Source organism: Mycobacterium sp. (assembly GCF_019247635.1).
Taxonomy (GTDB): domain Bacteria; phylum Actinomycetota; class Actinomycetes; order Mycobacteriales; family Mycobacteriaceae; genus Mycobacterium.
This window is the reverse complement of the sequence record NZ_JAFBAR010000128.1, coordinates 147,652-169,293: the sequence shown is the minus strand read 5'-3', so window position 1 is coordinate 169,293 and position 21,642 is coordinate 147,652. Positions and strand designations below refer to the sequence as shown.

General features: G+C 64.2%; 20 protein-coding genes, 1 tRNA gene and 2 pseudogenes. 5 read left to right on the top strand and 18 right to left on the bottom strand.

Going from position 1 to position 21,642, the window contains the following annotated elements; genetic code table 11:
* Positions 1-68: 68 nt before the first annotated feature.
* From ettA to JO236_RS22140, 8 genes are all read right to left on the bottom strand, one after another.
* Positions 69-1,745, bottom strand: coding sequence for an energy-dependent translational throttle protein EttA (gene ettA, locus JO236_RS22175; protein WP_293335666.1), 1,677 nt, complete (start codon positions 1,743-1,745; stop codon positions 69-71).
* Positions 1,746-1,812: 67 nt separating this feature from the next.
* Positions 1,813-2,295: a single-stranded DNA-binding protein gene (locus JO236_RS22170; protein WP_293335663.1), complete on the bottom strand. Its 483-nt coding sequence runs from the start codon at positions 2,293-2,295 to the stop codon at positions 1,813-1,815.
* A gap of 315 nt (positions 2,296-2,610) precedes the next feature.
* The gene (gene arr / locus JO236_RS22165; RefSeq protein WP_416362308.1) at positions 2,611-3,012 is read right to left on the bottom strand and encodes an NAD(+)--rifampin ADP-ribosyltransferase; all 402 of its coding nucleotides are present in this window, start codon (positions 3,010-3,012) and stop codon (positions 2,611-2,613) included.
* A 92-nt stretch (positions 3,013-3,104) separates the two neighbouring features.
* Positions 3,105-5,129 carry a cytochrome c oxidase assembly protein gene (locus JO236_RS22160; RefSeq protein WP_293335657.1) on the bottom strand — a complete coding sequence of 675 codons (2,025 nt, stop codon included), beginning with the start codon at positions 5,127-5,129 and terminating at the stop codon, positions 3,105-3,107.
* Between the two features lie 28 nt (positions 5,130-5,157).
* Positions 5,158-7,521 carry a glycerol-3-phosphate 1-O-acyltransferase gene (locus JO236_RS22155; protein ID WP_293335654.1) on the bottom strand — a complete coding sequence of 788 codons (2,364 nt, stop codon included), beginning with the start codon at positions 7,519-7,521 and terminating at the stop codon, positions 5,158-5,160.
* Complete coding sequence (locus JO236_RS22150) at positions 7,518-9,314, bottom strand: HAD-IB family hydrolase (RefSeq protein ID WP_416362307.1); 1,797 nt, start codon at positions 9,312-9,314, stop codon at positions 7,518-7,520. Before JO236_RS22150 ends, JO236_RS22155 begins: the two co-directional genes overlap by 4 nt.
* A complete protein-coding gene (locus JO236_RS22145) occupies positions 9,311-10,786 on the bottom strand; it encodes a WS/DGAT/MGAT family O-acyltransferase (RefSeq protein WP_293335651.1) in 1,476 nt (491 codons plus the stop codon). The genes JO236_RS22150 and JO236_RS22145 overlap by 4 nt, the downstream gene beginning before the upstream one ends.
* 121 nt (positions 10,787-10,907) lie before the next feature.
* Positions 10,908-12,164, bottom strand: coding sequence for an alpha/beta hydrolase (locus JO236_RS22140; RefSeq protein ID WP_293335648.1), 1,257 nt, complete (start codon positions 12,162-12,164; stop codon positions 10,908-10,910).
* A gap of 187 nt (positions 12,165-12,351) precedes the next feature.
* Here JO236_RS22140 and JO236_RS22135 point away from each other — a divergent pair.
* A tRNA-Arg gene (locus JO236_RS22135) sits at positions 12,352-12,428 on the top strand.
* 70 nt (positions 12,429-12,498) lie between these two features.
* On the opposite strand, the gene JO236_RS22130 is transcribed toward JO236_RS22135, so the two are convergent.
* From JO236_RS22130 to JO236_RS22120, 3 genes are read right to left on the bottom strand one after another with little or no spacing between them, the layout of a single operon-like run.
* A complete protein-coding gene (locus JO236_RS22130) occupies positions 12,499-13,149 on the bottom strand; it encodes a TetR/AcrR family transcriptional regulator (protein WP_293335645.1) in 651 nt (216 codons plus the stop codon).
* 10 nt (positions 13,150-13,159) lie between these two features.
* Positions 13,160-13,369, bottom strand: coding sequence for a hypothetical protein (locus JO236_RS22125; RefSeq protein WP_293335642.1), 210 nt, complete (start codon positions 13,367-13,369; stop codon positions 13,160-13,162).
* Between the two features lie 20 nt (positions 13,370-13,389).
* A complete protein-coding gene (locus JO236_RS22120; RefSeq protein ID WP_293335639.1) occupies positions 13,390-14,235 on the bottom strand; it encodes an SDR family NAD(P)-dependent oxidoreductase in 846 nt (281 codons plus the stop codon).
* 136 nt (positions 14,236-14,371) lie between these two features.
* Here JO236_RS22120 and JO236_RS22115 point away from each other — a divergent pair, with 136 nt between their 5' ends.
* Positions 14,372-15,076 (top strand): class I SAM-dependent methyltransferase, encoded by a 705-nt coding sequence (locus JO236_RS22115; RefSeq protein ID WP_293335636.1) that lies wholly within the window; start codon positions 14,372-14,374, stop codon positions 15,074-15,076.
* Between the two features lie 166 nt (positions 15,077-15,242).
* Positions 15,243-15,611 (top strand): annotated as a pseudogene (locus JO236_RS22110) (hypothetical protein).
* A 272-nt stretch (positions 15,612-15,883) separates the two neighbouring features.
* Here JO236_RS22110 and JO236_RS22105 read toward each other — a convergent pair.
* Both JO236_RS22105 and JO236_RS22100 read right to left on the bottom strand, forming a co-directional pair.
* Positions 15,884-16,327 (bottom strand): thiol-disulfide oxidoreductase DCC family protein, encoded by a 444-nt coding sequence (locus JO236_RS22105; protein ID WP_293335633.1) that lies wholly within the window; start codon positions 16,325-16,327, stop codon positions 15,884-15,886.
* A 96-nt stretch (positions 16,328-16,423) separates the two neighbouring features.
* On the bottom strand, positions 16,424-17,113 hold the full coding sequence (locus tag JO236_RS22100) for a DUF4389 domain-containing protein (RefSeq protein ID WP_293335695.1): 690 nt from the start codon (positions 17,111-17,113) through the stop codon (positions 16,424-16,426).
* 75 nt (positions 17,114-17,188) lie between these two features.
* Here JO236_RS22100 and JO236_RS22095 point away from each other — a divergent pair, with 75 nt between their 5' ends.
* Entirely contained in the window at positions 17,189-18,094 is a 906-nt protein-coding gene (locus JO236_RS22095; RefSeq protein ID WP_293335630.1) for an SPFH domain-containing protein, read from the top strand.
* Complete coding sequence (locus JO236_RS22090; protein WP_293335627.1) at positions 18,091-18,291, top strand: hypothetical protein; 201 nt, start codon at positions 18,091-18,093, stop codon at positions 18,289-18,291. The genes JO236_RS22095 and JO236_RS22090 overlap by 4 nt, the downstream gene beginning before the upstream one ends.
* A gap of 193 nt (positions 18,292-18,484) precedes the next feature.
* Here the strand turns inward: JO236_RS22090 and JO236_RS22085 are convergent, their stop codons facing one another.
* The 5 genes and pseudogenes from JO236_RS22085 to JO236_RS22065 form a co-directional block, all read right to left on the bottom strand.
* Positions 18,485-19,003: a hypothetical protein gene (locus JO236_RS22085; RefSeq protein ID WP_293335624.1), complete on the bottom strand. Its 519-nt coding sequence runs from the start codon at positions 19,001-19,003 to the stop codon at positions 18,485-18,487.
* A gap of 235 nt (positions 19,004-19,238) precedes the next feature.
* Positions 19,239-19,817 (bottom strand): hypothetical protein, encoded by a 579-nt coding sequence (locus JO236_RS22080; protein ID WP_293335621.1) that lies wholly within the window; start codon positions 19,815-19,817, stop codon positions 19,239-19,241.
* Positions 19,818-19,847: 30 nt separating this feature from the next.
* Positions 19,848-20,498 carry an MspA family porin gene (locus JO236_RS22075; RefSeq protein WP_416362306.1) on the bottom strand — a complete coding sequence of 217 codons (651 nt, stop codon included), beginning with the start codon at positions 20,496-20,498 and terminating at the stop codon, positions 19,848-19,850.
* A 104-nt stretch (positions 20,499-20,602) separates the two neighbouring features.
* A pseudogene (locus JO236_RS22070) lies at positions 20,603-20,716 on the bottom strand (hypothetical protein); the annotation flags it as partial.
* 108 nt (positions 20,717-20,824) lie between these two features.
* Complete coding sequence (locus tag JO236_RS22065) at positions 20,825-21,619, bottom strand: DUF4239 domain-containing protein (protein ID WP_293335615.1); 795 nt, start codon at positions 21,617-21,619, stop codon at positions 20,825-20,827.
* Positions 21,620-21,642 lie beyond the last annotated feature (23 nt).

Sequence of the window (21,642 nt, the reverse complement as noted above, 5' to 3'; positions counted from 1 at the left end):
GGCTCGATTGCCCCACTCCTCAGCGGCCATCCCGGCCGCATCGTCGCGAGGCTGTAGCAGAGCTGACCTTAGTCGCGTGTCAGCTTGCGGTGGGTCACTCTGTACGGACGCGCCGCCTCAGCCCCGAGCCTGTCCACCTTGTTTTCTTCGTATGCGCCGAAGTTGCCCTCGAACCAGAACCATTTGGCCTCGTTGTCGTCATCGCCTTCCCAAGCCAGGATGTGGGTGCAGGTCCGGTCCAGGAACCAGCGATCGTGTGAAATCACCACCGCGCAGCCGGGGAAATCCACCAGCGCGTTCTCCAGCGAACTCAGCGTTTCGACGTCGAGGTCGTTGGTCGGTTCGTCCAGCAGGATCAGGTTGCCGCCCTGTTTGAGAGTCAACGCGAGGTTCAGCCGATTGCGTTCACCACCGGACAGCACACCGGCCGGCTTCTGCTGGTCTGGACCCTTGAAGCCGAAAGCCGACACGTAGGCACGCGACGGCACTTCGGTCTGGCCCACCTGGATGTGGTCCAGCCCGTCGGAGACAACCTCCCACACGGTCTTCTTGGCATCGATGCCCGCGCGGGCCTGGTCCACATAGCTCAGCTTGACGGTGTCGCCGACCTTGACGGTGCCGCTGTCCGGTTTCTCGAGCCCGACGATCGTTTTGAACAGCGTGGTCTTGCCAACCCCGTTTGGACCGATCACGCCGACGATGCCGTTGCGGGGCAGCGTGAAGGACAGGTCCTTGATCAGGGTGCGTCCCTCGAAGCCCTTGTCGAGGTGCGCGACCTCGACAACCAGGTTGCCCAGTCGGGGCCCGACGGGAATCTGGATCTCTTCGAAGTCGAGTTTGCGGGTCTTCTCGGCCTCGGCGACCATTTCCTCGTACCGCTGCAGCCTCGCTTTGCTTTTCGCCTGGCGCGCCTTGGCTCCGGACCGCACCCACGCCAGCTCGTCTTGTAACCGCTTTTGCAGCTTGGCGTCCTTGCGTCCCTGCACGGCCAGCCGCTCGGCCTTTTTCTCCAGGTACGTCGAGTAGTTGCCTTCGTAGGGGTATGCGCGGCCGCGATCGAGCTCCAGGATCCATTCGGCCACGTTGTCCAGGAAGTAACGGTCGTGAGTGACGGCCAAGATCGCGCCCGCGTAGCTGCCGAGATGCTGCTCGAGCCACTGCACGCTCTCTGCGTCCAGGTGGTTGGTCGGTTCGTCCAGCAGTAGCAGGTCGGGTTTGGACAGCAGCAACTTGCATAGCGCGACGCGGCGCCGCTCGCCGCCGGACAGGTTGGTTACCGGCTCGTCGGGCGGCGGGCAGCGCAGCGCGTCCATGGCCTGCTCCAGCTGGGAGTCCAGATCCCACGCGTCCGCATGGTCGAGGTCCTCTTGCAGCCGGCCCATCTCTTCCATCAACGCGTCCGAGTAGTCGGTCGCCATCAACTCGGCGACCTCGTTGAACCGGTCGAGCTTGACCTTGATGTCGCCCAGGCCCTCTTCCACATTGCCGCGGACGGTCTTCTCCTCGTTCAACGGCGGCTCCTGTTGCAGGATGCCGACGGAGGCTCCGGTAGCTAGGAACGCATCGCCGTTGTTCGGCTTGTCCAGACCGGCCATGATCCGCAAGACGCTCGACTTGCCGGCGCCGTTCGGGCCGACGACCCCGATCTTTGCCCCTGGATAGAAGCTCAACGTGACGTCGTCCAGGATCACCTTGTCGCCGTGCGCCTTGCGGACCTTCTTCATCGTGTAGATGAACTCAGCCATGCCGCGGTATTGCCTTTCTGGTCTATCGGAACTATCCGGCGACCATCCTATGCACCGCCGGGCAGGGCTAAGCCGACAGTGGCAGTGCCGCCTCCGCAGGGGCTGGGTCGACTTCGCCGGCCGGTTCGCCGTCCGAGCCGCCGGCCTGCGACACGCCTGTGCCGGCCGGCGCCTCCTCAGGACCGGGACCGGTGTAGCTCGGCTTCAGTACCTGTACGAAAGTGCGCGACACATCCGGCCCGACCGACGTCGCCCGCATCTCCAGCGACGACCGACGATTTCCGTCGCGGTCCTCATACTCGCTGGTGTAGACGTGGCCCACGACGATCACCGGCGCGCCCTTGCCCAGCGCCGCACCCACGCCGGAGACCAACTTGCCCCAGCAATTGACGGTGATGAACAGCGAGTTGCCGGGCTCCCACGCGCCGTCGGCGGTCCGGCGGCGGGAGTTGCTCGCCACCCGGAACTTGATGACCTCTTGGTTGCCGACCTTGCGGCGCTGGGGGTCATTGACGATGTGACCGACGACGGTCAGTGGTGTTTCAAACATTGCTTCAGTTCCTTTCGTTCTTGTCTCAGATAGCGCTCGTGCGTGGTGCCCATTCAGCCCCGCGGCACCGACAGGCTGCACGGGTGGCCATTGCGATGTTCTTTAAGGCTGTGGACACACTCGTGACTGTGGATATCAACGTGGCGGACCAGCTGCGGCGGACACTGCACGGCAGGGAGCCCAAATCGGCTTGAGCTGCGATCGAAGTCGGGGCGTTGAACCAGCTTGCCGATCCGCACGACGTGCTCGATCTGATCGACTCAACCGGGAGAAATCATCAAGTTTTGTATCGGGTGCAATCCGGCGGACCTGGATCTAGTCGTAGATGACGGCGAGTCCCCGGCGCTTGAGGTCAGCCAAGCGGTTTCGCATGGTTTGCAGCTGGCTGGGTGAGTGCCCCGTCCAGTCCTTGATCTCACCAACAATTTTCACGGGCTGCCGAGTGCGGTAGGAGCGGGTCGGATTCCCGGGAAACTTCTTGTCCGTCACGTTCGGGTCGTCCTCCAGTGCCCCTTCGGGTTCCACGATGTAGATGCGACACCGGCCCTCGCCGTTAGCCAGTTCGGCTCCCCACGCTGCGGCATCTAATGTTTGGGTCACGTAAACGTGGTTGGAGAGACGTTCTGCGCCGTAGTTCGAGTGGCGCCCAGGCACTAGTAGGTCGCCCACCGAAAGGTCGGCCTTGGTGCCGTGCAGAAACACACCCGACTCGTGCATCTCAAAAGGTTTCGGCGTTCTCGTCACCACTTGGAGACACCTCCCCGAGCGTAACGTCCCTGCGAAAATCCGCGCTGGAATTGGCTGTGACGTTACGCTCGCGGATCCCGACTTCGCCCAGCAGCGTCACGGCCCGCCATCTGGGCCAGCATCGCGTTGTAGGCGGCCAACTCCGCGTCGTCGTCGCGGTCGGCCGCACGGTCCAACCGCCGCGCGGTCCTGGCGTCGCTGCGCGCCCACTGCACCAGCAACGCCAGCATCACGATCACCAACGGCAATTCCCCTGCTGCCCAAGCGATTCCACCCCCCAATCGCTGATCACCCAGCAGATCGGTGTGCCAACTCAGGCCCAACGACCGGTAGTAGGCGGCGCCCAGCACTCTTCGGGTGCTCATCAGCTCCACGCCGAAGAACGCGTGCATGGGCAGGGACGCGAACACCACAGCGACCTTGGCCAGCGGGGGGATCGGCCGTGGCGTCGGGTCGACGCCGATCACCACCCAATAGAACAGATAGCCGCTGACCAGAAAATGCACGTTCATCGCGAGGTGTCCGGCGTGGCTGCCCACCGCGTCGTCGAAAATGCTGCCGAAGTACAAGCCGTAGAAGCCTGCCACGAACAGGAAGGTGGCCACGATCGGGTTGGTCAGGATCCGCGAGACCCGACTGTGTAGCGCGGCCAACAGCCATTCGCGCATGCCCGGCGGATCTTGACGGCCGGCGGCAGGCAACGCCCGCAGCGCCAGGCTGACCGGCGCGCCGAGTACCAACAGGATGGGCACCAGCATCGACAACCCCATGTGCGCGGCCATGTGCATGCTGAACATCGCCGGCATGTAGCGGCCCACCCCGGAGGACGTCACGAACAACAGGGCAAGGCAGCCGAGCAGCCACGCGAGCGTCCTGCCCGGCGGCCAGGCATCACCACGGTGACGCAGCCGCAGCAGAGCGGCGACATACAGTGCGGCCAGCACGATGGCCGTGGTGCCGAAGATCAGGTCAAAGCGCCAGTCGAACAGGATGCGCGCCAGGGTGGGGGGCCCGTCGAAGTCGTAGCCGATCTCGGCTTCGGGGATCGACGGCAGCCGGGTCGGGGGTGGCGGCGGTGGTGTGCGGCCCAGCCCGACGGCGATACCGAAGGTGAGGCTGAAGATCGCCGCCTCGATAAACGCCAACCGGAGCAGCGGTCGGCGGGCGTGCGGATCTGCTTGCAGCGCAGCAACTCCGGAGCGTCGCTGGCGCCAGCCGAGGATTCCCAGCGCGCACAGGGCAACGAACTTGGCCACCACCAGGCGTCCGTAGCCGGTGGTCAGCAGGTCCGAGGGAAGCACCCGCACGAGGGCGTTGACGCCGCCGCTGAGCGCCATCGCGATCCAGCACCACAATGCGATCGCCGAGAACCGCCGCGCGGCCAGTTCGGTGTGGTCACCGCCGCGCAGGGCGTGGGCCAGGAGGGCAAGCAGACCCCCGGCCCACAGGCTGGCCGCGACGAGGTGGATCAGCAGGCTGTTGGTGGCCAGGTCATGCGCACCGCCCGCCGACGAGTGACCGGTCAACCCGAGCGGAACCAGAGTCACCAGCGACCCGGCCAGCAGCGCCGGCGCCCAAGACCAGCGCAGGACCGCCAGACTCGCCAGCGTCACCGCGGTGGCCAGGGCCGCCGTCCAACGCCAGGCGTCGGCGGTGTTGATCAGGCCGGCCAACGACCAGACGGTCGCCGGGTTGAGGTTTTCGACCACCGGGTGGCCGGACACATCGGAAATGGTCAGGGGCACCAGCAGGGCCGAGCACACCGCCCACACCCCCGATGCCACCGTGCCCAACCGCAGCGCGCGGTAGCCGCCGACGTCGAGCACCCCGGAGCGTTGCGGGGGCACCAGGAAGGCCGCGAACATGAACGAACCGACGGCCAGCACAGCGCCGATCTCCCCGGCGGCACGGACGAAGGGCAAGCCGAAAGTGGTCACCGGACCGGGATTGGGGAGCCCGGTGGCCGTCAGCGCGTCCGCCAGCGACAACGCCCCAATTCCGGCCGCGGTGCAGCCTGCCAGCACGACGACGCCAGCGAGTACCGGCCACACCACAGCGGGCTTACCGGCCGGGCGGGCATCCGTCATGTACCCAGAGTATGGGCGGGCGTAGAGACTATTGCGCTTGGTCTGCGCCGGCGCCCAGGTGCCGTTGGCGCCAGGTGAATTCACGGGCAACGAACTGGTTGCGCGCGACCTTCTCGACATAAGCGAAATCACGCAGGATGTTGCGTAATTCGCGTCTAAACGCGATCCGGCGTTCGGCTAGGTCGGCCGCGGGCGTCAACAAATTCTGATCTGCCACGACTTGACGCGCGGTCGCGAACAGCAGCGTCGACACCGATTCGCTGCTGCGGATCCGTGTCTGCGCCACGTATTGCCGGCCGACCCCCAACGCCAAGTCGGTGAGCTCCTTCTGGCCGATATCCGGTGGCGCATCGCGCAACACGTCGGCCACAATCTCGTACGCCTCGAAGAACACCCGCAGCATCGCATCCGACATCAACGGGCGCTTCGCGTACAGTATCGCTTCGATCTCGTCACCGCCGGCGGCGACGTGCGCTTCCCAATCTTGGTGCCAAGCCATCTCTTCGGCGATGTTGGCGCGAAACGCCGCCGAATCCGCGAAGTAGAAATCGAACTTCAACAGATCACGCAACCGCAACGCCTGTGCCCAGAAGGCCTCCACCCGATCGCCGTCGGCGCGCCTGGCATGGGCCAGCGCCAGTTCGACGATCGAGGTCTCCAGGAACGCGTGTATCACCGAGTTCCGGTAGAACGCGGCGGCGTGTTCGTCGTCGGGCGCGATGTACCACACCGGTTCGCGGCCGCTGTCGACGCGAGTAATCGGGTGGCCGTTGGACAATGCGTCCACGGCCGCCCGTACACCTTCACGCGAACGCAGCCGCAGCCCGCTCGTCGACATCGGAGTTTGCTTGCGTTGCAGGTAATCCAGCGAGTCCTGCAACGTGTGGTGCAACTGGTCGAGCGTCAGTGCCGCACCGCGTGTGGTCAGCAGCAGCGCGCACACCAGGCCTGTCGCCGTCACCGGTGTCGCCTGCAGGATCCGCCACGCGACCTCGAACGACATCTTCTGCATCGCAAGCCGTTTGGCGTCCTGGTCGCGTGCCAGCGGGCCGCCCGGCGGACCGAGGTACTGACGCATCGAGACGGCTTCGGGGAAGCGGACGTAGATCTTGCCGTAGTTGCGTTCGCCCTGCGCCTTGATGAAGTTGTACAGCCAGCTGAAGCCCTCGGGTGTCTTTTCGCCGCCGCGCGCGTAGGCGGCGTACTCGGCGATCTCGTGCAACTGGTCGAAGCAGATCGAAACCCCTTGCAGCAGAATGTCGTCGGTACGACCGTCCAGATAGGCGTCCGCCACGTAACTCATCAGACCGAGCTTGGGCGGCAACATCTTTCCGGTGCGCGACCGCGTGCCCTCAATCGACCAGCTCAGGTTGAACCGCTTCTCGACGATGTAACCGACGTACTCCCTGAGCACGTACTTGTACAGCGGGTTGTCGCCGATGTTGCGCCGGATGAAGATCGTCCCCGAACGCCGCATCAGCGGGCCCATCACACCGAAGGACAGGTTGATGCCGCCGAACATGTGCACGGGCGGTAACCGGTTGTCCTGCATGGCCACCGGGACTACCGCACCGTCGATGTAGGACCGGTGCGAAAAGAGCATGACCGCCGGATGGGCCTCCAGCGCGGCACGCATGGCCGCGATTTGGTATTCGTCGTAATCGAACTCGGGATCGAATCCGCGACTCAGCAGCTTGCCGAGGACGGAGATCAGGTCCACCGATACCTGGCTCCATCCGGTCGCAAGCTCGTCGAGCATCTTGCCGGCCTCCTCGAGGGTGGCACCGGGGATCTGCTTCAGGCCGGCACGAAATCGGGCCGACGCCAACATTTCTGGCTTCACCAGCCGAGGCGACTTGTATTGGGGCCCCAGGATCCGGTACTCGGCGCGAGCCAGGGCAAGGATCGCCCGCCGCGTCACGAACTGGGCGAAATCTCGCTCGTCCTCGCCGACGGTGGTGTCGCGCCACTGTTGGCGCAGCTCGGACACCTTGGCCGACTCCCCGGCCACCACCTTGGCGCGCTGCGGGTCGTTGCGCAGGATGCTGCGCTGCTGCCGCTGGCTGGGGTGGTAGGGGTCGCGGCCGGGCAGCATCCCCGCCACCTTGGCAAGTTTGCCTCGATCCGCCGGGGGCAGCCAGAACACCTGCACCGGCACGATTGACCGGTCTTCACCGGAGCCGAGCTGCTCGATGAGCGCGGTCAGCGCCGCCGGTGGCGCGGTATCGGGCGGGAGCTTCGATACGTCGAACTTGGCCTCCGGGTTGCGGGCTCGTTGTCCGCCCAGCCACTTCATGACCAGCTCCATTTCGACTGGAGTGTCCGTGTACGCCAACACCAGCGTGTCTTCAGCCGTGAGGACTGCGCCGGTATCCGCGGTCGGTTTGGTCACGGTCGCCCTCGGGGCGGAACGGTTTCGCGTTGTGCTGCACCAACTTTGGATGCGGACGGGTTGGCATTGGCCTCACCCTTGACCTTCGCTGGCGCCTTCGCGGGAGCCATTTTCGCGGGAGTCTTCTTCGCGGGGACCTTCTTTGCAGGGACCTTCTTCGCGGGGGCCTTCTTCGCGGGCGCCTTCTTCGCGGGCGCTTTCTTCGCGGGCGCCTTCTTCGCCGCGGCCTTCTTCGCAGGCACCTTCTTGGCGGGCGCTTTCTTGGCAGGCACCTTCTTCGCCGCTTTCTTCTCGGCGTACAGGTCGGCCTCGGGAAGCTCGTCGACGGGCCAGTCGGCCAGCGTGTCCAAATAAAGTTGGCGCACTTCGGCGATGCGTTCCGGCAGCGTGTCAAGCGTCCAGTCGTCCACCGGAATCGGCGGAAATACCACGACATCCACGGTGCCTGGATTCAACGTGGTGGAGTTGCGGGCGGCAATGATCTCGGCGTTGCGGATGACGATCGGGACGACGGGAATGCCGACGGCCATCGCCATCCGGAACGGCCCCTTCTTGAACGGGCCGACCTCGGTGGTGTCCAGCCGGGTGCCCTCAGGGGCAATCACGATGGAAAGCCCGTTGCGGGCGCGCTCTTCCACGGTGTGCAACGTCTCCACAGCGGAGGCTGGATCGTCCCGGTCGATGAACACGCTGTCCAATATCTTGCCCATCGTGCCCATGATCGGGTCGCGTTCCAGTTCCTTCTTGCCCACCCCAACCCAGTTGTCGCCCACCAGCGCTCCGGAGATGATCGGGTCGACCTGGTTGCGGTGGTTGAAGATAAAGACGGCCGGGCGCTGCGCGGTCAGGTTCTCTTTCCCGATGACGTTCAGGCGCACGCCACAGGTAGCGAGCAACAGGCGGGAATAGTTGGAAGTAAAGAAGTTAACGCCCCGCCGCCGGCTCCCCGTGAGCAGACCGAGGCCCACCGCGCCCGCCGCCACCGGAAACATGGAGGAAAAGCCGGCAAGCGTGCGGATCTGCCGGCGCAGGCCGACACCGCCGCGGCTGTCGAATTTCAGGATCGGCCAGCCACGCCGCTTGGCGACGGCGGCCATCTTGCCTTCGGGGTTCGTCGGGCGCGGGTTACCGACCAAGTACATCAGAGCGACGTCCTCGTCACCGTCGGCATAGAAGTAGCTGTCCTTGAGGTCGATGCTGTGCTCGGCCGCAAACCGTTGCACCGCAGACGCTTTGCCCGGGCCCCATAGAATCGGCTTGATTACGCCACCGGTGAGCAACCCGTCGTCGTTGGTCTCGAACTTGTTCGTGAGCATGTTGGTGATACCGAGAAATCGGGCCACCGGATTGACCTGGATGGTCAACGCCGACGAACTGAGCACGACGGTGTGGCCGCGCGCCACATGCGCCCGCACGAGTTCACGCATCTCGGGGTAGATGCGGCCCTCGATGCGCTGGGCGAACAACCGCTCGCCGATCTCCTCCAGGTCGGTCAGCAGCCGCCCACGCAGCGCCGAGGAGGCCTTGCCGATAAGGTCTTCGAACTCGATCCGTCCTAGTGTGTGGTTCAGCCCCGCCTGCACCATGCTGAGCAACTCGCCCACCCCGATGTCGCGGCGTCGAAGCCGCTCCTGAGTGAGGATGACCGCGGTAAAGCCGGCGACGAGCGTCCCGTCGAGGTCGAAAAACGCGCCGATCTTGGGACCCGGTGGGCTGGCCAGGATTTCGGCGACCGAGCCGGGCAGCCGCAGATCGATCGTCTTGTTCGCCCCGTCGGCTTTGGCGGCGCTCACGAACCCGACACCGATCGGGTCACCGGCGTGGCCGGCTCGGCGCTAAACGATGCCGGCACCGCGTTCGGTACCGGATCCCCTGCCAGCGCCAGGATCTCGTCGAATCCCTCCAGCAGACATCGGGCGAATAACGCTTCCTCGCGAACCGACGCCCGGTCGTAGCGCACGGTAATGGTGCACCACCCACCGCGGGAGATCAGCACCACCATCATCGCCACGCCGGGTAACGGGCCTATCCCATACTGCCGCAATACTTTTGCGCCGGCGATGAACGTGTCCCCGGGATACACCGGGACGTTGCTGGCTTGGACGTCGGAGCCGACCACCGAGCCGGTGATGCCTTCGAGCACCGCTGTCGGCAACACACTGAGCACCGGGGCAAAAGATCCGATGATGTTCATCGCGGGCTCGTCGCGACGCTGCGTCATCTGGGCGCGGACCTTTTTCATTCGGCCCACCGGATCGATGGTCCCTATGGGCGCGGCCAGGTTGACGCCGGTGAACTGATTGCCGCCCGCCGCGTCGCCTTCGGCGCGCAGATTCACCGGCACCGCCATCGGCAGCGTGCTGATCGGCACACCGAGGGCCTCGTGATAGCGCCGCAAGGCGCCGCACAGGCCGGCGAGGTAGGCGTCGTTGATCGATCCTCCGCCCGCCTTCGCCGCCTTGTGCAGATCGGACAACGGGATGTCGATCGCCTCGGTGCGGGTGGCCAGGCTGCGCCGACGCAGCAGCGGCGACGGCTCGGCGGCCCGGTTCATCACCCGCACGCCCGAGGTGGCGTAGCCCAGGATTCCCGACACCGTGGACACCGGATCCAGGATCGCCCGCCCGGCCATCGACACCGCCCCGGACACCGCGCCCAGGACACCGCCGACGAGCGCGAGCGGCAGCCGGTTGAGGCCCTGCCGCATCAAGTCGTTCGGGGTCAGATCCTGTGGGATCGGTTGCGGGGGTAGCGGTCTCGCTGGTGGATCGCGCTCGAGGTCGTAGATTTCGGCGAACATCTCGACGCTGCCCACGCCGTCGGTGACGGCATGGCTGAGGTGCAGCAGCGCCGCGGCCTTGTCGTCGGCGAGGCCCTCGACCAGGGTGACCGTCCACAGCGGTCGCGAGATGTCCAGCGGCGACTGCAGGATCACCTCGGCCAGGTCGAACACCTGACGCAACGTGCCGGGTTCGGAGACGCGTACCCGGCGCACATGGAAGTCCAGGTTGAAGTCGGGATCGACCACCCAGCGCGGGGCCGCCGTCGGCAGGGTCGGCACTACAACTTTCTGTCGCAGCCGCAGGACTTTCCGGGAGGCGTTTTCGAAACGGGTGCGGAACCGATCCCAGTCCGGCGTGGTGTCGAGCAGTTCCAGCGCCATGATGCCCGAGCGGGTTCGCGGATTCGCCTCTCCGCGATGCAGTAGGTAGTCGACGGGACCGAGCTCATCGGACAATCCCATGGCCTCGATCGACTCCGTCATCAAGCCTCCCGCTTCAGATCCCCGCCAAGGGAAATTGCCACCACAACGCTAGTCGCGTCGACGCGCTGGTGAAAGCGGCTGGCCCCTGCTCAGCTGGCCTCGGCCGGCCCTTCGCTGGCCATCAACTGGCAGACGTCGCGGACAGGGAGAACGAATGCGGCAGCGAGCTGTCCCGCCGCCCGTAGATCACACCCAGGAAGTCGGCGACGGCATTGGCGGCCAGCCGAGACCGGACCGTCGGGGTGATGTCGAACGCGTGGTGCGCATTGGCGAGTTCGGCGTAGGACACCGTGGCTCCGGCCTGCCGCAGCGCCGCGCAGAACGACCGGGCCTGGCCGCTGGGAACCAGTTCGTCCTTCTCACCGTGCAGCACGAAGAAGGGCGGAGCCTCGCTGTGTACGTAGGAGATCGGCGACGCGGCCGTGAACCGCTCCGGGTCGTCCGCGTAGCGGGCTTTGAGCACGAAATGCTCGAGGAACGGCAGCATCATCTCGTGCATGTTGTCGAAGTCGGTGAAGTCGTAGACGCCGTAGTACGGCGCCACGGCCTGCACGGTTGTGTCCGCGTCTTCGAAGCCGGGCTGAAACGCTGCGTCGTTGGGCGTGAGCGCCGCCAACGACGCCAGGTGGGCGCCCGCCGAGCCGCCGGTGATGGCGATGAAATCGGGGTCACCGCCGTAGTCGGTGATGTTCTCGCGGACCCACGCGATCGCCCGCTTCACGTCGATGAGGTGCGTCGGAAACGCGCAGCGCGGGCTCTTGCTGTAGTTGATCGACACACAGATCCAGCCGAGTTCCACCATGCGGCTCATCAGCGTGTACGCCTGGGGACGCTTGCCGTTGAGGGCCCACGCGCCGCCGGGGACTTGGATCAGCACCGGCGCCCGGCAGCCCGGCGCCAAGTCGGGGCGACGCCAGATGTCCAGCAAATGTGCCGGGCGGTACGGGCCGTAGGAAATGTCGGAGGTCTGCGCGGCGTAGCGGCTGTGCGGCCCAGGCTTGGGCAGAAGCCCGCCACGGCGGGCAACAACGGTCGGATCGCTGCTCGGATGGGACACCAGATCGCGGAAATTCGGCCCAAAGGAGTCTTGTAGCGCGGCGGTGAGCGCTTGGTCGGCCCGTTGTGCCGCCCAGGTGGTACCGACCCGGTTGATCGACGGCGGCGACACCCGGGACAACGCGTGCCCGGTCACCACGTGTGGGGGAAACTCCGTGGCCAGCCAGCCCGCGACCCAACCCACTGCGAACGGGGAGCCGCGCAGCAGCACGGCTCCGGCTCGGCAGGTATCTCTGGCGTCAGCCGCCAGGTGCGCTCCGTGCCGCAGCGCCTGGGCACCAGCCCGCGAGCACCGCGAAGCCACATCAACGGCCATGCTCATAGCAACGCCCACCCCTCGACGTCAGGCACACGCTTCATTGCGGTAAACGGCTAATTACTAGCCGGTTTTGTACGTGTGTCGAGGAACACACCATAACCGATAATTGCAGTGCTTAAACGCTTTCCGCGCGTGTTGCCTCGCGGTAGCCGCGTCCGTGTCGCCGTTCGATAGACTGACCTGCGCACATGCCTCCGTAGCTCAGGTGGATAGAGCAAGGGCCTTCTAATCCCTAGGTCGCACGTTCGAGTCGTGCCGGGGGCACCAGGCACTGGTCACAGGTGTTTTCGGACCCGCTGAAAATTCGGAGAGGCCGATCCTGCCCGAGGCGGCTTACTCAACCGGCCGACGAGGTGTTGAGGGCATCAATGATTGCTGGTGCGATGGCGATCGATTGGTCGAGCCGTGTGGCGGTTTCCAGGGTGGCGGACAGGTTTGCGATGGCGAGCTCAACGAGGACTTCGGAATCGAGGTCGCGGTTGGTGATGCGGTCGATCATCATTTCGTCGAAATAGCACACCCATCCGCGCAGCGCCGTGCGCAATACCGGTGGGACGGGTTCGGCGATACCGAGCATGAGCAGGGCCCGTTGTACACCCTGCCAGCGCAGCTCGTCGAAAGCTGCGCGCTGTTGGGGATCTGATCCGAGGTTACCCCGCACGAATGCCACGAAGCTATCGCCGTAGGAGTCGATGTAGGAGATGTGGCCGCGCAGCGCGTGACGCAATTGGTCGGCAAGCGATGCGTCTTGTGGCGGTCTGCTGAGGTGGACCGAGGCGATCTCTCGCGCGATCTCGTTCATGACCGCGACGTAGAGGCCACGCTTGTTCTCGAAATGGTGCGCGATCAACCCATAGGCCACGCCGGCCTTTTTGGCGATCTCGGAGGTGGTGACCTGATCGTAGGGACGGTGGGCGAAGAGCCTGCGGGCGGTGTCGATGAGCAATTGGCGTCGATCGACCGGTTTGCGGGGCCGCGAGGGGCTCATGGTGGCCACGCTATCCGGTCGGTTTGGGCACACACGCGAGTTCGCCTGCGGGCCAGGTGATGATGGGGTTGGCCCGCTGACCGATGTCGCCCATCAGGTAACGGAGTTTGCTCGGCCAGCCGGATGCTGTCACGTGAGTCGCCCGGGCGGCGACGACCGGGGCGATCTGGGCTTCCACGTCGACTATGTGGTCCGTAAGCGGGAGACGGGGTTGGCTCATTGACGGAATGTTGTTCGCTTTCAGGGGTGCGTGTTGAGGGCATCGCGGGTGTTGATTCGTCTCCCGCCGGCGCGGGCAATGAGGCGTCCGATCGCCGGAACTTCCAGTGGGACACGGGAAGAAGCTGGATACACCAGCCGTGTGCGGCCGCGTTGGAGCGCTGCGACAATCTGCGCGGCGAGCGACTGCGGGGAGACGGGCGGCAACATTCGCGGCGGGGTTGTTTTCCAGGGCATCTCGCCTATCCCCTGATCGCGTGATCCGGTATCGGTGGCTCCCGGCGCGACCTCGACGACGCGGATCGGTGTCTCGGCCAGCTCCAGACGCAAAGACCGGGTGGCTTGGGCCAGCGCCGCTTTCGATGATGCGTAATAGCCCAGCAGCGGCAGCGGGATCGCCTGCATGGTGGAGGTGACATTAACAATGGTCCCCGAACCGGCCGCAGTCATCGCCGGCACCACCGCCGCAATGACGGCCAGTGGCGCCCAGAAGTTGACCTCGAAAACGCCGCGCGCATTTGCACCATCACCGATGACCGACACGGCGCCGACCATGCCGTCACCGGCGTTGTTGATCACCACATCGATCACTCCGCCCAACTCCTGAAGCGCAGACCCGACCAGCGCCTCGGCGGCGCCCGGCTGGTTGAGGTCGGCGCGGATCACCACCGGCCGCCGGTGCCCGGCGGTCCCGATCTCGTCTGCGAGTGTGTCGAGCAGCTCGAGGCGACGCGCCGCCAACACAACTGCGGCGCCCTCTTGAGCCAGTCGCATGGCCAACGCACGCCCGATACCGCTGGACGCGCCAGTCACCAATACCCGCGCGCCACGTAGATTCAGCCCACGCGCCCGTCGCCGCGACCTCATGCCCGCCTCGCTTCACCAATCTCAGCCATCATGACCCTTCTGCTGTGCCGTGCAGACGCAGGGCACTAACCCAAAGGTTGCATACTGATTGATAATCAGTCAATATCTGACATAGGACTACCGGACTGGAATACCGATGGCACAACACGTGACCAGAAAGGAGCTGACCATGTCCCTCAGCAGCGGCTTCAGGGGAGGCTATACCCGCCTTGATTCTTGGTTCTATGACACCTTCATCGCCGAGGCAGCAGCACCGATGTCCGCCGATCTCGTGGACGTTATCGGCGCCGAGTCGCCGACCGGCCCGATCCTCGATGTTGGCTGCGGCGGTGGCCAATTCCTTGGGGCACTTGCCCGCAGTCGCCCCGAGGCATCCCTGCACGGCGTCGACTATTCCGTGGCGCAAGTCCACCGGGCCAAGGCACGCCTATCGCGATTCGGCGTACACGCCCAGATCCACCACGCGGCCGCGGAGAACCTGCCTTTCGAGGACAACACGTTCGCTGCCGTCGTGAGCGCCGGCGCTATCAAACACTGGCAGAGCCAAACTGACGGCCTGGCCGAAATGGTTAGGGTTCTTAGGCCCGGTGGCCTCTTGGTCGTGGGCGAGCTGGACCGAGGATGCACGATCGATGACGCCAAGCACTTCCTCGCGCTGCGAACCGGGCTTCGGTTCTTCGGGCCAATCCCGTTGATGCTGTTCCGAACCTACGTCAGCGGCTTATCGATCGACTTGGCGGATGCCCAGGCTTTGGTTGCTGCGCTGCCGCTAACCGACGTCGAAGTGCAGCGTCGCCCCGGCCTTCCCGTTCTGCAGTTCCAAGGCCGGAAAGCAGCTTGAACCCCACCAAGCCAGGATTCGCCCGGGGCGACCATCTCTACTTGCGGGCCCAACGGGTGGGTTCCGTCAGGTCGTCTGGCCCTTTTTCTTCACGAACGGATGGGGTCTTCCCACAACCCTCCGTTGGTACCACATTGCGTAGTATTTGGGTTTCTGAGGGGACATGATGCGTTGGCGCGGTGTTCATCACGTGGAGTTCGCGGTATTGGACTACGACGATTCGATTACGTTCTACGACACGGTATTCGGCTGGCTGGGCTATAGCAGCTTTTCGACGCTGTTGCGGGCCCACAAGGCGATGTGGTTGATACCAACCGCCTGCTCGGTGTGGCTATTACGCGGTGTTCTTCGACGACCCGATCAACGGGATTCATTGGGAGCTGGCGTGGCTTCCGAAAATTCCTACACCCCGTCAGGTGTGGTCGTTCTACCGCGCTATGAGAGTGCAGGCCGGGGGTCGGCCAGATCTGGCGAAGACGGTGCCTGTCTGACCTGGCAAGCCCGGCGCAAATTGCCCTCTCGAAAGGCGCAGTGAACAAACGCGTAGTGGCTCGACGTTGAGGCAGCTTTGCAAAATATTCGCTGCTGCCGTATTCCTCCCGTTTCGGAGCGTCCGATCGGGCGGATGGGGGCAGGGCGGAGCGCTGGTCGCCGTCGGGTTGCGGCCTGGCGCTGGGCACATTGCCTGGGCCGCGGTGGTAGGTAGTTTGCTGAGGTTCTGGGACTACGTCGTCGTGTTCGACGTGTACAGCGAAATCCAGGTGTTGCGGTTGAAACACGCCGATGCTGGCGAGGCCGGGCAGCAAGTCAGCCGTAAGTCTCATCGAGGAAACGAATGCGCACCTCGGCTGTCGGAATTGGGCAAGTGTCGTACCGGCCACCGACGCGGTAACGGAAAGCGGCGAAGCGCTCATAGAGCCAATCGCGCACCGCCGGCGGAATCACGTATGCCGCTAGCGCCAGTTTCCACCAGCCACCGAGGTACGCAGCGACCTGCAGCAGCGCCGCAGCCCGGATATCCACCGTCTCGTCGGGCCGTCCCACGTTCCGGACGTAGACGGCAGAATCCACGCCCTCCAGCTGATGGTGGCGGGCGCTGATGTCGCGAGCGAAGTCACTGTCCAGGGAGGCGAACCGCAGGGTTCCCTCTCGGTCGAACCGAAGAATGTTGCGCACCACGCTGTTACAGACACCGCACACACCGTCGTACAGCAGAATAGGCGCGTTCGGCGGCCTTTGTGTCGCACTCACGTGGACCTCCCTACGGGGACGCGATATCGCTTACTCCATCATCGCAAATCGCGCTCAGGACTGCTGCAGACTTGTCCCGTGGCCACGGGTAGGGCTTCAGGAAGATTCGGGTACTGCCGCTGGCGCGGATTCACGCGGTCCCACGTCGAGGCGGAACGGTGGGTACTCGTCGCGCATAAGCGAGCTGTAGGCCCGCACCCGGATACTCCACCGGTTGATGCCGAGTACGAAGTCGTACAACCCCTTCGGGTAGCGCCCAGTGAACAGCAAGCCCACCACGGCGATCACCAGCAGGATCACTATCAGCGGCGGCAACGCGTAGGCGACAACGTCGTTCGGCTTCAACATTAAAAACCGCCAGCCGCCGGTGAAGAAGGCAAAAAGTATCAGGTAGTGCGGGATGGCCAGCAGCCACCACTTGGTGAGCACCAAGCCCCGGCTCAGGCGCTCAGGGTAGTCGACCTCCAAATCGGCCGGATAGTCGGCCTTTGGCTGCAAACTGAACGGCGGATACTTGTCGGTACCGAGTGCGGTTAGCGCGTAGAAGGCGACCCGCCACCGCCACCGCATGACACCGAGGCTGAAGTCGAACAGCGCGCGCGGGTACTTGCCGGTGAACAGGATCGCGAATAACGCGATCACGAAGACTACGACGACGGCGATGGTCAAGAAGAACAGGACGATGTAGTGCGGAATCGCAAGAATCCATTTGACTAACCATTGCCAGCGTGACAACGCCGGATCGAGGTCACCTCGGACCCGAACCGGACCGGTTTCAAGTTGCATCATCGACTGCTCCTTGGTGTCGTTCTGACAGAAAAGTGATATCATTTTATATCACTTTTGAGAAGGGCGGTACTCGTGGACAACGCTGGACCAACCAACAACGCTCACGTTGTCGGACACCAAGGGGCCCAGGTCGAGATTCATCAACGTCCGGCTCGCGCCGTCGCCGGCTGGCTCGGTGTACTCGTCGTTGCCGCGAGCATCGCTGGAATTGTCTTGGCGGCCAACAACAAACGTGAGTTGCTGTGGCTGCCGATCGTGATCCTTGCCTTGGTCGTCACCTCGCTGGTGATTGTTCCGCCCGGGCAGAGCTCAGTGATCCAGTTCTTCGGGCGCTACATCGGCACCGTGAGCCGTCCGGGCTTTTGGTGGGTGGCGCCGCTGACCGTGCGACGCGGGGTCAGCCTGCGGGTGCGCAACTTTGAGACGGCACACTTGAAGGTCAACGACGCCGACGGTAGCCCGGTAGAGATCGCTGCGATCGTGGTCTGGCAGGTGGCCGACACCGCCAAGGCGACCTACGCGGTGGATAGCTACCAAGCCTTCGTGTCGATGCAAGCCGAGTCGGCGCTGCGCCACGTCGCCACCAGCCGCCCCTACGACGACCCCACCGGCGCCGGCATTTCGCTACGCGGCTCCACCGACCAAGTAGTCGCCGACCTCGCCCACGAGCTCGCCCAGCGCGTCCAACTCGCCGGCGTAGAAATTGTTGAGGCCCGCATCTCCCACCTGGCCTACGCCCAAGAAATCGCCCAGGCCATGCTGCGCCGCCAGCAGGCCGGCGCCGTCATCGCCGCCCGCACCCGCATCGTGGAGGGCGCCGTCGGGATGGTCAAGCTGGCGCTAGCGCAACTCACCGACACGGGTGTCGTGGACCTCGACGAGGAGCGCACCGCCAGCATGGTCAGCAACCTCATGGTTGTACTCTGCGCGGACCAACCGCCCTCACCCGTGGTCAACACCGGCACGCTCTACACGTGAGCGACCGCCGACAGATCCTGCTCCGGGTCGACCCTGCTATCCACGACGCACTCACCCGGTGGGCAAACGAGGAATTCCGCAGCCTCAACGGCCAGATCGAAATGATCCTGCGCCGAGCACTCAACGACGTCGGTCGGATGCCAAAGCACGCGGCACCACCGCCCAAGAGGGGCCGTCCCAGAGCCACACCGGGTTAGCGTCCCACGATTAGAGTGAATAACACGCCAGCACAACCACGCCTTCGCCGGGAAGCACACAGTTTCTATAAGGTGCGTCACGCATGCTAAATCCTCCCGGCGTTAGACGAGCATCGTAGTTTGCTTCGCCCAGCGTCAGGATCGGTTAGCCGAACGAATGGCCGTTGCACATTCATTCATCGTGGCGACGCGATCACTCGCGGTAGCAAATAGTCCCTACGGAAGAACCCACCGCTATCAAATAGATCCTGCCGAAAGGCACGATGTCGCCGGCACCGGTCTTGATTCCCGGTTTGTCTACGGCGACGACGAGCGCCTTGGCATTATCGGACCAGATCCACCTGGTGCCGCCGTCAGCGGTCCATCCCCACGGTGGGCTTTGGTGATTAATGTCGTAGCACGGTTGTAAGCCATGCCACCAAGTCGCGCCGTGGGCATCGTACCGCCGCCCGGCGCTGAAACGGTCCTGCAGAAATGCCACGATGTCGTCGTAGGGCGCGGTATATCGCCACCACTCGTAGTTAGGATCGGTGTTCGCGGGTGCATCGATGCAACCGAAATCGATGCATTGGACCGTTCCCATCGGCAAATCGACGTCAGCGATCGCGGAGTGCGGCCCAGGCTGCAAAGGTTCGGCGTTCACTTGCGATCGCACATCAATCGCGGTGATTGCGATGACCGCTGCCGCGATGAGCGTTATGCGAAAAAACATACGCCGCGCCTCTGCATTGACGTTGCCGGACCCGGTGCCAGCGTATCCGCCTGAGCGGCCGCTTATTGGTACGACATTTCGGCGATTTCAAGTCGCGAGCGATCGTGCTTTTGGCCTTTCAGCCCAGGGGTCGCCGTCGGCCGCACCCGTGGGTCAGCCGCGCGTGCACAAATCAATCGAGGGTTATCGCGCGTTTAACGTCGACGTGAAGGGCTAGCGGTCGACGTGGTCGTCATCAGCCATGACCACCCGCGCCGCCACCCGCTGCTCCATACGGCCTGCCGCCCGGGGTTTCGAGGATGGGTGGGACGACAACGGGAGCAGGGCCGGGTTGGGTCGATTCGGGTCCTGGACGTTTTTCGGGTGGAATGCCGGAAGGATCCTCCGGTGGCGTGGCGGAGCTCAGGGCCATCGCGTCCGGGCCCTTCACGACGGGAGGCGTCTGAGTCTGGCCACCGCCGATGTAATATTGCGCGCTCGCGCCGGTGAAAAACCCGGCAACCGGAGGGCTGTTGCCTAGTTGGCTGCCCGGCATGCCTACCGCCTGTTGGCTTGAGTCGACCAGGGCGGCGGCCTTTACTCCGCGAGCGTCGACGGTCGCCGGCGGTGGGGTGACGTAGACGCCGTACAAGTAGCCGTAGGCGCCGGGGATAAACCCGACGTTGGGGAGGAACGGCGTCCCTGGTAGCGCAGGCGGCGGTGGCGGGTCCCCCGGGGCGGCATCAGCTGCGGGTGCCTGCGCGAGCGCCAGCAGCATGCCGATGCCCGCTGCCGGAATAAGCCCCAACACTGTACGAAACGTCAACTTGTTCATGTAGTGCTTTTCCTTCCGATGGACGCAACGTTAGATCTTGATGGGATCGCCGAAAATGGCGTATTGAGTGTGCGCGATTTGGGTGGAGATCCGCAGATAAAGGTACGACCGAATGGTGACCTCACCACCGCACGCGTCGGCCTTGATGTGGAGGTCGTCCATATCGAGGGCGGCGTGCCCCTTGTCGTTGAGCGTCATGTTCGACAACGGCAAATCCACGATCACGCCCGGCTGGACGACAGTTTGGCCGAACCCGGCCCCGCCACCGGCGTTACCCAGGTCCGTGGTGGCCGGGCTCCCCGGCGTCACGGCAACCGTTCCGTTCGGCAGGCTGCCCCCGGTTCCGCCAAACTGCAGCCCGGCCGAGACATCGTTCTGGCACCCAAGCTGATAACCGATGACGAGGACACTGTCGGTAATGGGGCTCGAGCCGCCCGTGACCGACACGATTCCACTTATCGTTATGAACGCTTCGTGGGAATTGGGCGCAGCAGCCAGGTTGGGCGTTGGGGTCACCGATTCCCGCTCAAGGCGCATTTCGATTTGATAACCTTCGCGGCTAACTTTGTTAATTTGTTTGGGAGGCATCGGGATGGCGGTCAGTTCGGCGTGTGCCGGCGCCACCTCGCTGGACATGACAAAAGCCAAGATCGCTATGCCGACTGCACCGGCGCGAATCATAGCTACCCTCACAGCCACCGAACTCTAGGTGGTTGATGATCGGCAGCATGGTGGGCGATGCTGTCGTTGGCGAAATTGTTATGAATCCGCGCATAGAACGATATCACGGCGGGCCGGGTGGGCAGATTCTTTGCCACCCACGACACCGCTTCGGCGAAGGACTCTCGCACTAGACGGAACTTCAAGTCGGTGAGGCCAGCTCGTGTCGTCTCGTGAATGGGAAGGTACAGATTCCCTAACGTTATTCATCTGGATACGGCTGAACTAGCTAACGCATAACCAGAAAACGCAAGCAGCCAAAGCTGAAACGGACCGTGCCGTCTCGACTACGCCGCAGTCTGCGAGAGCGCCTGGATGACCTCGCGCAGCGGTTCCGGGGACGTTGCCATTTCGCCGGTGTACGGAAATGACAGTTCCAGAACGAGGAACAATGCGGTGGCTACCAGCGCGCCCACGCTCGCGACCATCGCGTAGTGCGTGGCGGCCTCCTCGACGCCGTAAACGATCGTGCAGCCAAGGACCAACCCGCTGGTCAGCAAGATGATCACCCACAACGACCAAGGTGGGCCGACGTCTATGTGAGCCTGGAGTAATCGTTCTCTGCGTGCCTGGCGGATAGTGTCGAGGTTGCTCACCGAAGTATCAAGCGATTTCTTCTGAATATCGCTGTGCGGCTGCACCTGCTGGTATGCGTCGTACACCCGCTGCAGAGCGTTGGCGGCCTCGGGAAAGGCACGGCCGCTCGCGGCTTCCGGCCACTCGGCAACGGCCGCGCGTTCGTATTCGATCAGGCTCTGTCGAATCCGGTCGCTGTCGGCTTTATCGAATGCGGCGAGGTCGCCGGCGAGTTGCAGCCCGGTCGCGCCTTCGGTCCGCGCCCTGGCGTCTGAATCGTTGATCTGACCCCACAACGAATTGCTCACGAAAGTGACCAGGATCGCGAACATGAATCCGATGAAGCTGAAGGCGAACACCGTGACGTGATTTTGCGTGCCCTCCTCCCACTGCGGGTACCGATGCCGGACAACAAACAGGAGCAGCAGTGCCCCGCCTGCGACGAGGACAACCAGCCCAAACAACAGCAGCCACGACGGGACGTTACTCACCAACCAACGAGCCACAAGCCACACTCCTCACTCACAGC

Coding starts and splice junctions, on each gene's coding strand:
- JO236_RS22115 (WP_293335636.1), top strand. CDS start 14,372: ATGGCACAACACGTGACCAGAAAGGAGCTGACCATGTCCCTCAGCAGC.
- JO236_RS22145 (WP_293335651.1), bottom strand. CDS start 10,786: ATGACGGAGTCGATCGAGGCCATGGGATTGTCCGATGAGCTCGGTCCC.
- JO236_RS22160 (WP_293335657.1), bottom strand. CDS start 5,129: ATGACGGATGCCCGCCCGGCCGGTAAGCCCGCTGTGGTGTGGCCGGTA.
- JO236_RS22130 (WP_293335645.1), bottom strand. CDS start 13,149: ATGAGCCCCTCGCGGCCCCGCAAACCGGTCGATCGACGCCAATTGCTC.
- JO236_RS22075 (WP_416362306.1), bottom strand. CDS start 20,498: ATGATTCGCGCCGGTGCAGTCGGCATAGCGATCTTGGCTTTTGTCATG.
- JO236_RS22125 (WP_293335642.1), bottom strand. CDS start 13,369: ATGAGCCAACCCCGTCTCCCGCTTACGGACCACATAGTCGACGTGGAA.
- arr (WP_416362308.1), bottom strand. CDS start 3,012: ATGCACGAGTCGGGTGTGTTTCTGCACGGCACCAAGGCCGACCTTTCG.
- JO236_RS22140 (WP_293335648.1), bottom strand. CDS start 12,164: ATGAGCATGGCCGTTGATGTGGCTTCGCGGTGCTCGCGGGCTGGTGCC.
- JO236_RS22100 (WP_293335695.1), bottom strand. CDS start 17,113: ATGCAACTTGAAACCGGTCCGGTTCGGGTCCGAGGTGACCTCGATCCG.
- JO236_RS22085 (WP_293335624.1), bottom strand. CDS start 19,003: ATGTTTTTTCGCATAACGCTCATCGCGGCAGCGGTCATCGCAATCACC.
- JO236_RS22120 (WP_293335639.1), bottom strand. CDS start 14,235: ATGAGGTCGCGGCGACGGGCGCGTGGGCTGAATCTACGTGGCGCGCGG.
- JO236_RS22080 (WP_293335621.1), bottom strand. CDS start 19,817: ATGAACAAGTTGACGTTTCGTACAGTGTTGGGGCTTATTCCGGCAGCG.
- ettA (WP_293335666.1), bottom strand. CDS start 1,745: ATGGCTGAGTTCATCTACACGATGAAGAAGGTCCGCAAGGCGCACGGC.
- JO236_RS22170 (WP_293335663.1), bottom strand. CDS start 2,295: ATGTTTGAAACACCACTGACCGTCGTCGGTCACATCGTCAATGACCCC.